This is a genomic window from Psychrobacillus sp. FSL H8-0483, assembly GCF_038637725.1.
GTDB lineage: Bacteria > Bacillota > Bacilli > Bacillales_A > Planococcaceae > Psychrobacillus.
On the sequence record NZ_CP152052.1, the window covers coordinates 282,137 to 296,202 of the forward strand.

At 34.2% G+C, this 14,066-nt stretch carries 13 protein-coding genes; 11 read left to right on the forward strand and 2 right to left on the reverse strand.

Going from position 1 to position 14,066, the window contains the following annotated elements; all coding sequences use genetic code 11:
• Nucleotides 1-26: 26 nt before the first annotated feature.
• Nucleotides 27-425 (reverse strand): 8-oxo-dGTP diphosphatase MutT, encoded by a 399-nt coding sequence (gene mutT, locus MHB48_RS01420; protein WP_342599817.1) that lies wholly within the window; start codon nt 423-425, stop codon nt 27-29.
• A 642-nt stretch (nt 426-1,067) separates the two neighbouring features.
• Here mutT and MHB48_RS01425 point away from each other — a divergent pair.
• From MHB48_RS01425 to pruA, 9 genes are all read left to right on the forward strand, one after another.
• On the forward strand, nt 1,068-2,099 hold the full coding sequence (locus MHB48_RS01425; protein ID WP_342599818.1) for an aminotransferase class I/II-fold pyridoxal phosphate-dependent enzyme: 1,032 nt from the start codon (nt 1,068-1,070) through the stop codon (nt 2,097-2,099).
• 328 nt (nt 2,100-2,427) lie between these two features.
• Complete coding sequence (locus tag MHB48_RS01430; protein WP_342599819.1) at nt 2,428-3,552, forward strand: S-layer homology domain-containing protein; 1,125 nt, start codon at nt 2,428-2,430, stop codon at nt 3,550-3,552.
• Between the two features lie 1,002 nt (nt 3,553-4,554).
• Nucleotides 4,555-5,250, forward strand: a complete 696-nt coding sequence (locus MHB48_RS01435; RefSeq protein WP_342601278.1) for a GntR family transcriptional regulator — start codon at nt 4,555-4,557, stop codon at nt 5,248-5,250.
• Nucleotides 5,251-5,550: 300 nt separating this feature from the next.
• Nucleotides 5,551-6,339, forward strand: coding sequence for a transporter substrate-binding domain-containing protein (locus MHB48_RS01440; RefSeq protein WP_342599820.1), 789 nt, complete (start codon nt 5,551-5,553; stop codon nt 6,337-6,339).
• 70 nt (nt 6,340-6,409) lie between these two features.
• Nucleotides 6,410-7,066, forward strand: a complete 657-nt coding sequence (locus MHB48_RS01445; RefSeq protein WP_342599821.1) for an amino acid ABC transporter permease — start codon at nt 6,410-6,412, stop codon at nt 7,064-7,066.
• Complete coding sequence (locus MHB48_RS01450; RefSeq protein WP_053591404.1) at nt 7,063-7,785, forward strand: amino acid ABC transporter ATP-binding protein; 723 nt, start codon at nt 7,063-7,065, stop codon at nt 7,783-7,785. The genes MHB48_RS01445 and MHB48_RS01450 overlap by 4 nt, the downstream gene beginning before the upstream one ends.
• 153 nt (nt 7,786-7,938) lie before the next feature.
• The gene (locus tag MHB48_RS01455) at nt 7,939-8,958 is read left to right on the forward strand and encodes a hydroxyacid dehydrogenase (RefSeq protein WP_342599822.1); all 1,020 of its coding nucleotides are present in this window, start codon (nt 7,939-7,941) and stop codon (nt 8,956-8,958) included.
• 1 nt (nt 8,959) lies between these two features.
• Nucleotides 8,960-9,847, forward strand: a complete 888-nt coding sequence (gene dapA, locus MHB48_RS01460; protein ID WP_342599823.1) for a 4-hydroxy-tetrahydrodipicolinate synthase — start codon at nt 8,960-8,962, stop codon at nt 9,845-9,847.
• Nucleotides 9,848-10,243: 396 nt separating this feature from the next.
• On the forward strand, nt 10,244-11,791 hold the full coding sequence (gene pruA, locus MHB48_RS01465) for an L-glutamate gamma-semialdehyde dehydrogenase (protein ID WP_342599824.1): 1,548 nt from the start codon (nt 10,244-10,246) through the stop codon (nt 11,789-11,791).
• Nucleotides 11,792-12,174: 383 nt separating this feature from the next.
• Here pruA and MHB48_RS01470 read toward each other — a convergent pair whose 3' ends face one another.
• Nucleotides 12,175-12,297, reverse strand: coding sequence for a hypothetical protein (locus MHB48_RS01470; RefSeq protein WP_340917160.1), 123 nt, complete (start codon nt 12,295-12,297; stop codon nt 12,175-12,177).
• Between the two features lie 300 nt (nt 12,298-12,597).
• Here MHB48_RS01470 and MHB48_RS01475 point away from each other — a divergent pair, with 300 nt between their 5' ends.
• The gene (locus MHB48_RS01475) at nt 12,598-13,314 is read left to right on the forward strand and encodes a GntR family transcriptional regulator (RefSeq protein WP_342599825.1); all 717 of its coding nucleotides are present in this window, start codon (nt 12,598-12,600) and stop codon (nt 13,312-13,314) included.
• 109 nt (nt 13,315-13,423) lie between these two features.
• Nucleotides 13,424-14,032 (forward strand): hypothetical protein, encoded by a 609-nt coding sequence (locus MHB48_RS01480; protein ID WP_340917164.1) that lies wholly within the window; start codon nt 13,424-13,426, stop codon nt 14,030-14,032.
• Nucleotides 14,033-14,066 lie beyond the last annotated feature (34 nt).

The window sequence follows — 14,066 nt, forward strand, 5'->3', positions numbered from 1 at the left end:
ACGTCATTTCTTCCAAATTTTTCAAACTAATATTCTTCTTTGACGATTTTTTCAACTGCTGGAATATCTGCTGGTGCGAAATTAAGTTTATGTAAATTATCACGAGTTACCCACTTCGTATCTGAATGCTCAAGTGCAATGGGCTTGCCTTTTAATAATGTTGCCATATAAGTTTCTAATCTAACGATGACTTTCTCATATTCATAAGTTGTATCTTCCACTTTTTCACCAACTGTAATCGAGCAATTAAATTCCTCATTTATTTCACGTTGCAATGCTTCCTCTGGTGTTTCGCCAACTTCAATTTTTCCACCAGGAAACTCCCAATAGTTTGCCAAAGACATTTCAGGACCTCTTAGTGCACAGAAAATTTCTTTGTTTTCATTTTCAATTATTGCTCCAACTACGTGGACTGATTTTTTCATTTTATTCACCCTAAAAAATATTTGATAATTCTATCATAATGTATTTACTCTAAAATTAGCATCAAAATTTCGAAACTATTTTCATGAAATAAATCGAAAATGGACCAACATAACTCTTTCTGAACCTAAAGATAGGTTAGATATTGTGATAAATTAATTTAAAGAAGCAAGATCTATAAATGAAGAGATTATCAGGCGCGGATTCAATTTAGGAACCAAGGGTTTTAGTTTAGAGACTTTTGATTATACAATAGGTGCATTAGAAGCGATAAAGCATGACAGATATGATGATTTAGAAGAGTTAGTGATATTATAATAATATATAATTGAGTGCTATATAGAAATGTACTTCCCCGTGTTACACACAAGAAGTGTGTTTTGGAAACTTACGATTACTTGAGAAAAGATCAACATTTATTTATGTTTCACCTTCTAGAATGTATGAACACAATACAATCGATTAGTGTAGAGTACCAGGTTCTAAAACAATTCCGAATTGTATTAGAACCTGGTACTTTTCAATGTTCATTTGACTTCATCTAATAATGCCGAGGTGGCTCTAGATTCAATATAGTTAATCCATCTTGTTATGATACGATATCTAATAAGCAATAACGATATTTATTGAATGGAGGAATTTGTTTGTATAGTTTCAAGAATGATTACGCTGAAGGAGCACATCCAAGAATTTTACAAGCCTTAATTGAGTCCAACTTTGTACAAGAAGAAGGCTATGGTGGGGATAGTTTTACTCTTAAAGCAATTGAGCTTTTGAAGGAGAAATTAGGGAGACAGGACGTTGATATACACCTACTATCGGGTGGGACCCAAACAAATTTAACGGCAATTTCTGCTTTTCTTCGACCACATGAAGCGGCAATCGCTGCAAGTACAGGTCATATTCTTACACATGAAACAGGTGCGATTGAAGCTACTGGACATAAAGTCATATCAGTAGAAACGAAAGATGGAAAACTGAATCCTTCTCTAATAAAAGAAGTTCTGGACTTACATACAGATGAACATATGGTAAAACCAAAATTGGTTTACCTATCAAATTCAACAGAAATTGGCTCTATCTATAATAAGAGTGAACTGACGAATTTAAAAGATTTTTGTGAAGAAAATAATCTTATACTATATATGGATGGGGCAAGACTTGGGTCAGCGCTGTGCTCTGTTGAAAATGACTTGAAGCTAAGTGACATTCCTGCACTTGTGGATGCTTTCTATATTGGTGGGACCAAGAACGGTGCCTTACTGGGAGAAGCATTAGTCATTTGCCGTGATTCTTTAAAAGAAGATTTTCGTTTTCATTTGAAGCAAAAAGGGGCTCTTCTTGCAAAAGGGAGACTGTTAGGCATTCAATTCTATGAGCTGTTCAAAGATGATTTGTTTTTTGAATTGGCTCAGCGTGCGAATAAGATGGCAAACATTCTTGGGGAAGCATGTAGCAATGCCAAATTTTCATTTTTGACCCATTCTCCATCAAATCAAATCTTTCCGATATTACCCAACGAAATTATTGTGGAGCTTCAAAAAAATTACTCGTTTATTGTATGGGAAAAGGTTGATTCTACACACTCTGCGATTCGATTAGTAACATCATGGGCAACTAAAGAAGAAGAGGTAAGAAAATTTGTAGAAGATTTGAAAGAATTGTATAGTAAGTGACCTAAAAAAAAGCACATAGCAGCCGAAATTGCATCTTCTACTGCTTACTCTTTTCTCTATATATAAAACCCTGAAATTTTAGATCAATACATGCCCTGGTCAAAAACAATCCAGGTAGCATGTGGTAAGTAATAAAATAAGCCGTCTATTCGATTAAAGAAATCGGACTAGACGGTTATTTGTAATGTGTACCAAAAAAGGTGCGCTTTTTTATCTATTAACTTACATTATTTCCTTGTTATTGACATATTATTCCTGTATTCTTTTAAGTATATATTGAGTAATATATTCATAGTATTAGAGATTGATAATGAGAGGGGTCAAACCATTGAAGACAGTTCGTATTTTATTAGTTTTACTTGTTACTTTTGTTCTTTTTCCTATAACACCTACTTTTGCAGCAGAAAAAACCATTGATCAATATTACATGGATGATGTAGATTATGGGCATGGGGCTTATGAACAATTAGAACGCTTCTTGTATTCAGATATCATAGATGGATATGAAGAAACAGAGGTTTATGAAGAAGATGGAGAAGTATATGAATATACATCCATTCTTATAAAACCAGAAAATAGTATTACCCGTGCACAATTCACAAAAATTTTGGTTAATGCTATGAATTTAACAAGTGGTGAGATTAAAAAAACGTTCCCTGATGTAAATTCTTCAGCTTGGTATTATAACTATGTCCAAATTGCTAGTAGCAGAGGGATTATTACTGGAAAAGAAGATGGAACCTTTAAACCAAATGATAAGATTACACGTGCTCAAATGGCTACTATGATTTATCGTGCATTTAATGAGACGGTGGATTTTTCAACAACAGGAAAAACTTTCAAAGATGTAACTAAAAAAAGCAGCGCTTATGAAGCAGTTGTAAAAACAGCAGGTGTCGGAATTGTAAATGGTTATGGAGACGAGTTCAAACCGAATAATTTCGCTAAACGTTCCCATGCCGTATTGATGATTGACCGTGCATTACATCTAGAATCTGGAACAGCTGAAGACGAACTTTCAGTGATTCAAACTGTAAATCGTAACATCACAGGAGAGTTGTCACTTTACTCTGAACAACAAAATCATGAAGCGTTGGAAGCTCTTTATCGCGAAACAACAATGGGTTATTATCTAGCTTATTCACTTGATAACCAGATTCTACTAGATGACCCTGAATATTCATTGGGTTCCGTTAAGATGGAACAAGTAGGTAAGCATTCAAGCAGTATTGTTTCCTTAAATAAGCGTTTTGCAGAAGTTAAAGTAGACAATCTAAAGGTTCATGTTTCCGTGAGTGAACCAGAAATGGACATGAATTTTGAAGTGACAGTGGATTTATCAAGTACTGCATATTTAAAGAAAACAGAAGGCGGAACTTGGAAAATTTATAACCTTGTCTTTGATGATGAGGACTATGAAGATACGCTAACTGCAGCTATGGCTGGTAATTAACCTAAAAAAGATTCCCAACTCTACTTTAAAGAGGAGGGAATCTTTTTTTTCAGAATTTAGATATAGACTTATACACAAACTGTCCCCAAAATCCTTTTAGCATTAAAAATTTGATAGGAATTTAATCTGGTTGGTCTTCAAAAAATCGCAATCTGAGTTAAAAAGTTAAGCTTTTAAAGTATTTTCTAAAATTCTATATACTTATACACAAAACTGTCCCCAAAATCCGTTTAGTATTAAAAATTTGATAGGAATATAATCTTGATGGTCTTCAAAAAATCGCAATCGGAGTTAGAAACTTAAGCTTTTAAAGTATTTTCTAAGATTCTATATACTTATACACATAACTGTCCCCAAAAATCCGTTTAGCATTAATAATTTGATAGGAATTTATTCTGGATGTTCTTCAAAAAATCGTAATCTGAGTTATAAAGGTGATGTTCAAAGATTCTATAGACTTATACACAAACTGTCCCCAAAATCCTTTTAGTATTAAAAAATAAATAGGAATTTAATCTGGATGGTCTTCAAAAAATCGCAATCGGAGTTAAAAAGTTAAGCTTTTAATGTATTTTCTAAGATTCTATATACTTATACACAAAACTGTCCCCAAAATCCGTTTAGCATTAATAATTTGATAGGAATTTATTCTGGATGTTCTTCAAAAAACCATAATCTGAATCATAAAAGTGATGTATTTAAAGTATTTTTTAAAAATCTATCTACTTATACACAAAACTGTCCCCAAAATCTGTAAAACATTAAAAATTTGATAGGAATTTTTATTCTGGATGGTCTTAGACTGTAAAAGTATATTAACTTAATTAAAATTAGCTTGTCAACTACCTATAATACTAAGGATTAATATTTATGCTGCTTCTGATTGCATTAATGGTTAGTATCATATATTGTTGTAAATGCTAATACTTTGAGTTATTATAATTTTTAAAAAGTAAGTGAGGTGGAAGAATCATATTACAAACAAAGCCAGCTTATCAAATCATATATGACACGATTCAACAGAAAATACTCGATGGTATTTTTCAACAAGGTGATATTTTGCCTTCAGAAGTTGAGTTAGAGAAGATGTTTAATGTTAGTCGAACACCTGTAAGGCAGGCATTAAAACAGCTTGAAAATGATCGACTTATTTACAGGGTGCAAGGTAAGGGATCATTTGTAGCAAATCAGCAGCCAAAAGAAACATGGACGAACATGTCAGGGTTTCGAAATCAATACAGTACCGATTGGGAGAAAATATCCGTAAGAACAATCGAACTAAAAAAAGTAGTAGATCCCCATTTTTGTAGCCTTCTACATGTAGGAGAAAATGAAGAATTGATTTATTTGAAGAGAATTAGATATTTGAATAATCAGCCTATGATTTACCTGGAACATTATATTCGTTCCATATTGCCCATAGAGGTTTATCAAGAAGATAGTGCATTTTCTTCTGTCCAAAAGTTGCTGAAAGAAAAAGCCGGTATCGAGTTAATAGAAGTTGAGGACGAAATAGAAGCTGTAATAGCGGATCCTTATATTTCCGGTGCATTGCAAATTCCTAATTCGTCAGCAGTCTTAAAAGGAACCAGGATTTCCTATACAGAAAATAGAACGCCAATCGATTTGAATATTTTTTATATAAACACAAATAACTGGAAATATTACTCCCATTATCAAAATCATTCTCAAACTTAAAATAAAAAATGTATTAAATTAAAAATGAGACAAAAAACACCTATGATAAAGGTGTTTTTCTATTAATACGAATATCTCCAAAGTAACACGATATAGACAGTTTTTAAAGAAAAAAGCTAAATGGAAAAAATACTATCTTAATTTTAAAAAATGATACTTAGTATTATATCTTGTTGACAACTATTAATCCTATCATTTATTATTTAATTATTCACATCTGTCAGAAAATAAACAATATTATATTTTCTGAGAATGTGATTTCAACAAGTCTGTCAACAATACAAAAAAGGGGGATTTTTTATGTTTAAGTTTAAAAAACTGTTGATGTTATCTGCATTAATTGGACTATTGTCTATTATCATGATGGGATGTAGTGGCGAAAGTTCTAAATCCAGCGCTGATGGAAAGAAAGACGAAACATCAAAAGTTAGTATTGCAGCATTAAATAATTATCCACCACTTATGTTCAAAAAAGAGGGTAAGCTGGTCGGTTTTGAACATGATATTTTGGAAGCGATTGCAAAAGAAGAAAATCTTGATATTGAATATAAAGAGATGAAATTTGATGGATTTATTCCAGGATTGCAATCAAATCAAGTGGATGTTGCATCGTCATTACTAATACGTGAAGAACGTAAAGAAGTAGTAGACTTTGCAGACGTATTCTTAAAATCCGGACTCGTATTAGTTGTTGCTAAAGATAGTCCAATCCAATCATTAGAAGATCTGAAAGGTAAAACAATTGTCGCTACACAGGGCTCTACAACTTTAGAAAAGGCAAAAGAATTGGCAGCAAAATATGGTGGGGAAGCAAAGCCTCTAAAAGAAACTGATGCCCTTTACATGGATGTAGAAAATGGGAACTCAGATGCTCTCGTGCTCAACTCACCAACTGTTGACTACCGTTTAAAAGTGGATGGAGACAATGTTAAATTCAGAATCGTAGGAGAACATCTGACTGTTGATGAACATGCTTTTGCTGTTAAAAAAGGAAATACAGAATTAGTAGAAAAAATAAATTCAGGATTAAAGACCATTAAAGAAAATGGAGAATTCAATAAAATTCATGCTGAGTGGTTCGGTGAATAACAACTTGTATAAGGACTTGGAATAAACGTTGCTATTTACAACTGTTAAATTATAGAAAAGAGGTGTTTTTATGGGAACAACACTAAAAGTAATTGAAGAAGCATTGCCATACCTCTTGCAAGGGTTGTACATGACAGTTTTAATCTCTGTCGTATCAATAATCATATCGCTTGGTATCGGTTTGGTCGCTTGTTTTATGCGAATGTCAAAGTATGCCATTTTGCGGTATCCTGCTGCAATGTATGTAAACCTCATTCGTGGGACTCCAATACTGATTCAAATATTATTCATCTATTTTGGTGCACCGTCTGTTCTGGATATAAGACTTTCCGCTTTAACTGCGGGACTAATTGCAATAAGTTTAAACATTGGGGCATATAATACAGAAATTTTTCGTGGCGGTATCGAATCGATTAGTAAAGGGCAAATGGAAGCTGGCAGATCACTTGGCTTTTCATATTCTCAAACAATGGCATTAATTATTTTACCTCAGGCAATACGTCGAATGATTCCTTCATTCGTTAATCAATTGACTCATGCCATTAAGGATACGTCTATGCTTTCCGTAATAGGAATAGCGGAATTGACAATGGTTGGACAATCAATTTACGCAATGAACTTCAGGTCCTTTGAAATATTGACGGTAGTGGGTGCATTTTACTTTATCACCATTTATACCGTTTCTCTTATTTCAACTAGGATGGAACGGAGGTTTGTGATTACATGATTAAAGTTGAGAATCTTTCCAAGTCATTTGGAAACTTAGAAGTCTTAAAAAATATTAGTACGTATATTGCACCACAAGAAGTGGTTTGCATTATCGGCTCTTCTGGTTCTGGAAAAAGCACGTTCTTAAGATGTCTAAATCTCTTGGAAGAACCCACAGGTGGACAAATTATCGTTGAAGACGAAAACATAGTAGATAAAGACACGGATATTAATAAGCTCCGTCAAAAAATGGGGATGGTTTTTCAACAATTTAATCTTTTTCCACAAAAAAGTGTCATTGAAAATATCACATTAGCCCCAATGAAATTAAAAAAGAAATCTAAAAAAGATGCCAAAACGCAAGCGATGGAACTATTAAAAAAAGTTGGGCTATCTGAAAAAGCCGACGTTTATCCTACTAATCTGTCCGGTGGTCAACAACAGCGAGTAGCCATTGCAAGAGCATTGGCTATGGAACCTCATGTCATGTTATTTGACGAACCGACTTCTGCACTTGATCCTGAAATGGTAGGTGAAGTTCTAAGAGTTATGAAGCAACTGGCAAAAGAGGGGATGACGATGGTCATCGTAACTCATGAAATGGGCTTTGCTCGTGAAGTGGCAGACCGAGTAATTTATATTGATGGTGGATGTATTATTGAGGAAGGTAACCCACAGGATTTATTTTCAAACCCAACTCATGAGAGAACAAAAGCATTTTTATCAAAAGTTTTATAAATGTATTTAGATTAGCCCTTCGTTTTTCATAGGATATCTAATCATTACGAAAAACGAAGGCTCACACTTTTGAAGGAAGTAGTCAAAAATTTTTCGAGTATCTTAGTATACTAAGTATTATATTTATATGTTTTTTTAAGAAGGAGAAGTCAGATGACCAAAACTGTCCTATTAATTGAACCTACTATCCGTCCGATTGGAGTAGATTATTTAACTAGCAATTTCAATGTAGTAGTAGCACCTAATGGATTAGAAGAAACGATTATAGAATATATAAATGAGCATAAAGCTCATGCAGTTATTATTAGAACAGAAAAAATCACTAAAAATATTTTAGAACAATGCCCCACTTTAGAGGTGATCGGTATGCACGGAGTTGGATTAGATACTATTGACGTGCCAAGCGCAACAGAGTATGGAGTAATGGTATTGAATGCTCCATTCAGCAATTATACGTCAGTAGCCGAACACTCTATTATGTCGATTCTCGCACTGAGTAGAGATTTAAGAGTAAGTGATTCAAAAGTTAGAAATAACGAATGGAATCACAGAGAAGTTTATTTTCCAATGGAAATAAACGCTAAAACTCTTTTGATTGTTGGAATGGGTAAAGTTGGGCAGGATTTAGCTAAAAAAGCGAAAGCGTTTAATATGAATGTGTTAGGATTTGATCCATTTTTATCAGAATCAGAAATGAAAATACATGGTGTATTAAAGGTAGATGATGTGAACTTATATCTTCCACAATGCGACTTCATCTCATTACATGCACCACTTACAAAGAGTACTTATCACATGTTTTCTGCAGAACAATTTGAATTAATGAAAAATACATCGTTCATTATCAACTTAGGTAGGGGCTCTTTGATAAATGAAGAAGCACTGCTAGATGCTTTAGTTCATAAAAAAATAAGCGGTGCCGCATTAGATGTTTTGGAACAAGAACCTCCAAATAGTGATAATCCCTTGTTCAAATTAGAAAATGTAATCTTCACCCCTCATTTTGGCGGCGATACATTGGAAGCAAAGGATAGATGCTCTGAATCAATAACAAAAGAAGTTGGTATTGTTCTTCAAGGTCAAATATCTCGAAACTTAGTGAATCTGCAAGTGTTAGGAAATGCCAAATATTTAAATAAAAATTCAAAAATTCAATTAGAAGGAGTTAAATAAAATGAAATATAAAGGAATTATGACTGCTTTAGTTACCCCGATGGATGAAAATGGATTAGTTGATAAACAAAGTTTTGCAAATTTAATTCAAGATCAATTAAATAATAATATTCATTCTTTACTTGTATTAGGCGGAACAGGTGAATATACTGCACTTAATATGGAACAACGAAAAATAGCGATTGATGTTGCAATAAGCGAAGTTAATGGCAAGGTACCGGTAGTAGTCGGTTTGCTTTCTCCTGGGTTGGGAGACAATATAGAATTAGGAAAATATGCAAAACAAGCTGGTGCCGATTCTGTAATGGCCGTTACACCGTTTTATGTAAGCCCGACAAAAGAAGGTTTCATTCAATACTATGAAGTCCTTGATAAAGCTTTGGACATGCCGATTATCCTCTATAACATTCCGTATAAAACAGGCATTAATATGACGAATGATGTGGTGGAAAAAATTGTTGGGAAAATTCCGAACGTAGTGGGAATGAAAGTTTGTTCCGATAACATGGGAGATGTAATTGAATTAATCCAATCTGTTGGAGATAAAATCTCAGTTCTTTGCGGAGAGGATTATAGAGCGGTTTCATCATTTATAACAGGAGCACCTGGTGCTATTACGGCCAGTTCCAACCTTATCCCAGACGTTTGGGTGAAAATCTATGATTTGGTTCAACAAAAAGAATACGATGAAGCAGTAGAGCTCCATAAAAAGTTTTTCCCACTCATGAAAGCACTCTACAGAGAAGGAAATCCGGGTCCTCTAAAAGCAGCGTTAAATATGATTGGCTTGCCAGTCAGTTCTGTTTCAGTTCCATTATTAGATCCTTCACTCCAAGTAGTAGAAGAACTGAAGAGTAAACTGGATGAATTAATCGTACCTGTAAGGTAACCTTTAATAGTGTTGGGTACCTATTAGACGTAATATTCAGTAAATACACTATAGTTGTGTGTAATAAAAACGAGAAACCAGTCATGATAAGAATTGACTGGTTTCTTAACTGAATTTTGTTTCTTTTGTGGATTTTAGTTTATATGTCACTTCAATTATTTGAGGGAATTCCACAAAATATAAAGCGATACTAAATTTTTAATAATTTTCATGATAGATTTGGGGTTAATAATCAAAAAAATAGACTTGTTTACTAGATTAGAAAATTCCAAGGAAACTGAGAACCGATTCAATGAAATTGTCATTAGCATGAACTGTCAATAAAGCTAAAAAGCTAGAATGGTTATAGAAAATTCATTAAAGATGCTAAAAAAATATATTTCGGAGGTTATTCACATGGTAATCGCATATAAACACGAACCTTTTACAGATTTTACTAAGGAAGAAAATAAAGAGGCATTTAAAGAGGCACTTAAATTAGTACAATCATATCTTGGAAAAGACTATGATTTAATCATAGGCGGGGAGCGTATCTCAACAGAAGACAAAATTGTTTCTGTCAATCCGTCAAATAAAGAAGAAGTGGTTGGTCGTGTATCCAAAGCCAACCAGGAGCTTGCTGAAAAGGCAATGAAAATTGCTGATAAAGCGTTCAATACATGGAAGAAAACAAAGGCTGAAGTAAGGGCTGATGTTTTATTCCGTTCAGCAGCAATTGTAAGACGCCGTAAACACGAATTCTCAGCTATCTTAGTAAAAGAAGCTGGGAAGCCATGGAATGAAGCAGACGCAGATACTGCTGAAGCTATTGATTTTATGGAATATTATGGGCGGCAGATGTTGAAATTAAAAGATGGAGTGCCAGTAGAAAGTCGTCCAATCGAGCATAATAGTTTTAATTATATTTCGCTTGGTGTTGGAGTGATCATTTCGCCTTGGAACTTTGCATTTGCTATTATGGCAGGCATGACAACAGCAGCTATCGTTTCTGGCAATACCGTATTATTAAAGCCAGCAAGTACCACTCCAGTTGTGGCAGCTAAATTTATAGAAGTACTTGAAGAAGCTGGACTTCCTAAAGGGGTTGTCAATTTCGTACCTGGGAACGGGGCTGAGGTAGGAGATTATTTAGTTGACCACCCCCAAACTCGCTTTATTAGTTTCACTGGATCACGAGATATAGGTCTTCGCATTTTCGAACGGGCCTCAATACTAAGTGAGGGTCAAATTTGGTTAAAACGTGTTATTGCTGAGATGGGTGGTAAAGATACCATCGTTGTTGACAAAGAAGCGGATTTGGAATTGGCTGCAAAGTCTATCGTATTATCGGCTTTTGGTTTCTCAGGTCAAAAATGCTCTGCTTGTTCACGTGCAGTTATTGTAGAAGATGTATACGATTCAGTATTAAACCGTGCTATTGAACTTACAAAAGAATTAACCGTAGGAGATGGAGCAGATCCATCGAATTATATGGGGCCAGTAAATGACCAAAACGCATTCGATAAAGTCATGAGCTATATAGAGATTGGTAAGCAAGAAGGTAAACTCCTTGCTGGTGGTGAGGGAGATGACACCAAAGGATGGTTCATCCAACCAACAATCATTGCTGATGTAGCAGAAGATGCACGTATAATGAAAGAAGAAATATTTGGTCCAGTTGTAGCATTCTGTAAAGCACGTGATTTTGATCATGCCATTGAAATTGCGAATAACACAGAATATGGTTTAACAGGAGCTGTAATTTCTAATAACCGAGAAAATATCGAAAAGGCACGTGAGGATTTCCATGTTGGGAATCTATATTTCAATAGAGGATGTACGGGTGCTATTGTGGGATACCAACCATTTGGTGGATTTAATATGTCAGGAACGGATTCAAAAGCTGGCGGACCAGATTATTTAATTCAGCATATGCAGGGTAAGACAACATCAGAAATGCTTTGATAATGATTTGTTGATGATCTGAAGAAGTATTTATGAATCATATAATAACCAAGCCCATTTGATTTTACAGATAAAGATAAAAATTCTTAAACACGCTCAATATGCGTGTTTTTTTTTGCAAAATATTTTAGGTTTAGACATTTGAATGGGATTGTTCACTTGGAGTACAACCTAATAATAGAAAAAGGGTTTGTAATACATAGTGTTGGACAAAAATGATTGCAGAGCTATTTAGTTGTACTGATTGTATGAGGAAAATGGTTTTAGGAGAAAGTGGGGGAGATGTTGGAGCATAATAAATAAGTAGATATCTCTACCTGACACAAGTAGAAATATCTACTTTTCTATGTTTCCATGGTTCATTATTAATCTAAAATCTCCCCCTATGCGACAATCGTTTGTAATAATAGTTTCAATAACTCTTCTAATGTTTCTGGTAATAGTTCTGGTAAATCTATTGGACTCTTCATTTCTATTCCTCCTTGAATCTCGTATTCTATTAACAATATAGGCAATCTATTTCGATTTTATACATAGATTTAGAAGAAAATTTTAAAAATGTTGATAATCTATTAAAAAAGAGATTATCGGTCTAAATTACTGTCTGAAGTCAATGTTAGTGACTTCTTTTTTGTATGCAGTTGACGTCCTTCGGATTGTCATCATACACAAGTTACAGGTGTTACCCTTAATTTGTTAAAAAATAAAGAATAAACAGACTATTGACACTAATAAGTTATTGTTTTATTATTAACTTGTACACATAAGTGGTCAACTACTTTAATGTGAATGAAGGAGGATTTGAATTGCTAGATAAGAATGATTTTACTCCTTTGTATATTCAACTGTATCGTCAATTGAGGTTGAAGATAGTAAATGGTGAGTATATACAAGGGGAAGCGATTCCATCTGAAACAGAGATGATGAAGTTGTTTGATACGACTCGCGGTACCATTAGAAAAGCCTTGTCTTTGTTAGTGAATGAGGGGCTAGTCCATCAAGTTCGTGGGAAAGGTACTTTCGTTCGACTAAGTCCACTTCAGTACAGTATTACCAATTTTGGTGGCTTTACTGATTATTTGAAAAACCGTAATGAGCTAGCCGTTTCGAAAGTATTAGAACAAAACAGGGTGACAATTGATGGAACAGAATACTATCAGTTGACGCGAGCCCGTGGCGTACAAAAGGAAGATTCCGTTACCTACTTGATGATTGATACTTCATTGCTTCCAGTGAACTTATTTCCAGACCTAGACAAAAATAATTTTGAAAATGAATCGCTTTACAAAATACTGCGTGAACAGTATCGAGTTAAGCCGACTCGGTCGGAAGTCTCTTTGTCACCGATTTTAATTGATGACCAAATGAGAAACATACTAGAGTTAAATGGAGAAGAAGTTGCATTACTGAAAGCGGAAGGTAATGTATACGATCAAAACAATAGAAAGATAGAAAAAGTGAAAATCGTTTATGCACCCACTATTGAATTCAATATAATGACGAGTATTAACTCGTCCAAATAAATTTTTTAATTTGATGGAAGCGTATACATTTCGGAAAGTGATGTATTCAGATTGTAAAGATTAAATAATTTTATTTAATTTCTATAAAAAATTAAAAGGGGGATGTCGTGTGAAAAAAATGAATAAGTTAACAATCTTTTTAATTCCAATTGGGATTGCGGTCAACTTTATAGGGGGTCAAATTGCACTCTTATTAAAATTACCGCTCTATCTGGATTCGATTGGAACAATTACAGTAGGTGCACTTTGCGGGGGAATACCAGGAGCAATTGTTGGAGCAATCACAAACGTTAGTATTTCCGTTACAAATCCAACATCACTTGCTTACATTTGGTTGAATATCGGTTTCGGTTTACTTGCTGGTTATTTATCGAAAAAAGGTGTATTTAAAAAACTATGGAAAACAGTTTTTGCTGGTTTGGGTTTCGCTATTATTGGCGGAGGCGTTGGATCAATGATTACTATTTTGTTATTTGATGGTTTAGGTGCAGGGACGACAGGTATGATTACTGGCGTGCTAATGACAATGGGGTTATCGGTACAGGCAGGTGCATTTATTTCTGAGTTATTTGCTGATTTACTTGATAAAGTTCCGACGTTAATTATTGTATTTTTCATTCTTAAAAGTATTCCAGTACGAACATTGGCTAAGCTTCCACTTGGACACGTTCTAATTGACAAGGATAAGTTGCAAGGTGCGACTGTAAAAGTAGCATAACAGTGAGTAGAACTTTATAGTGTATTCGCTTATC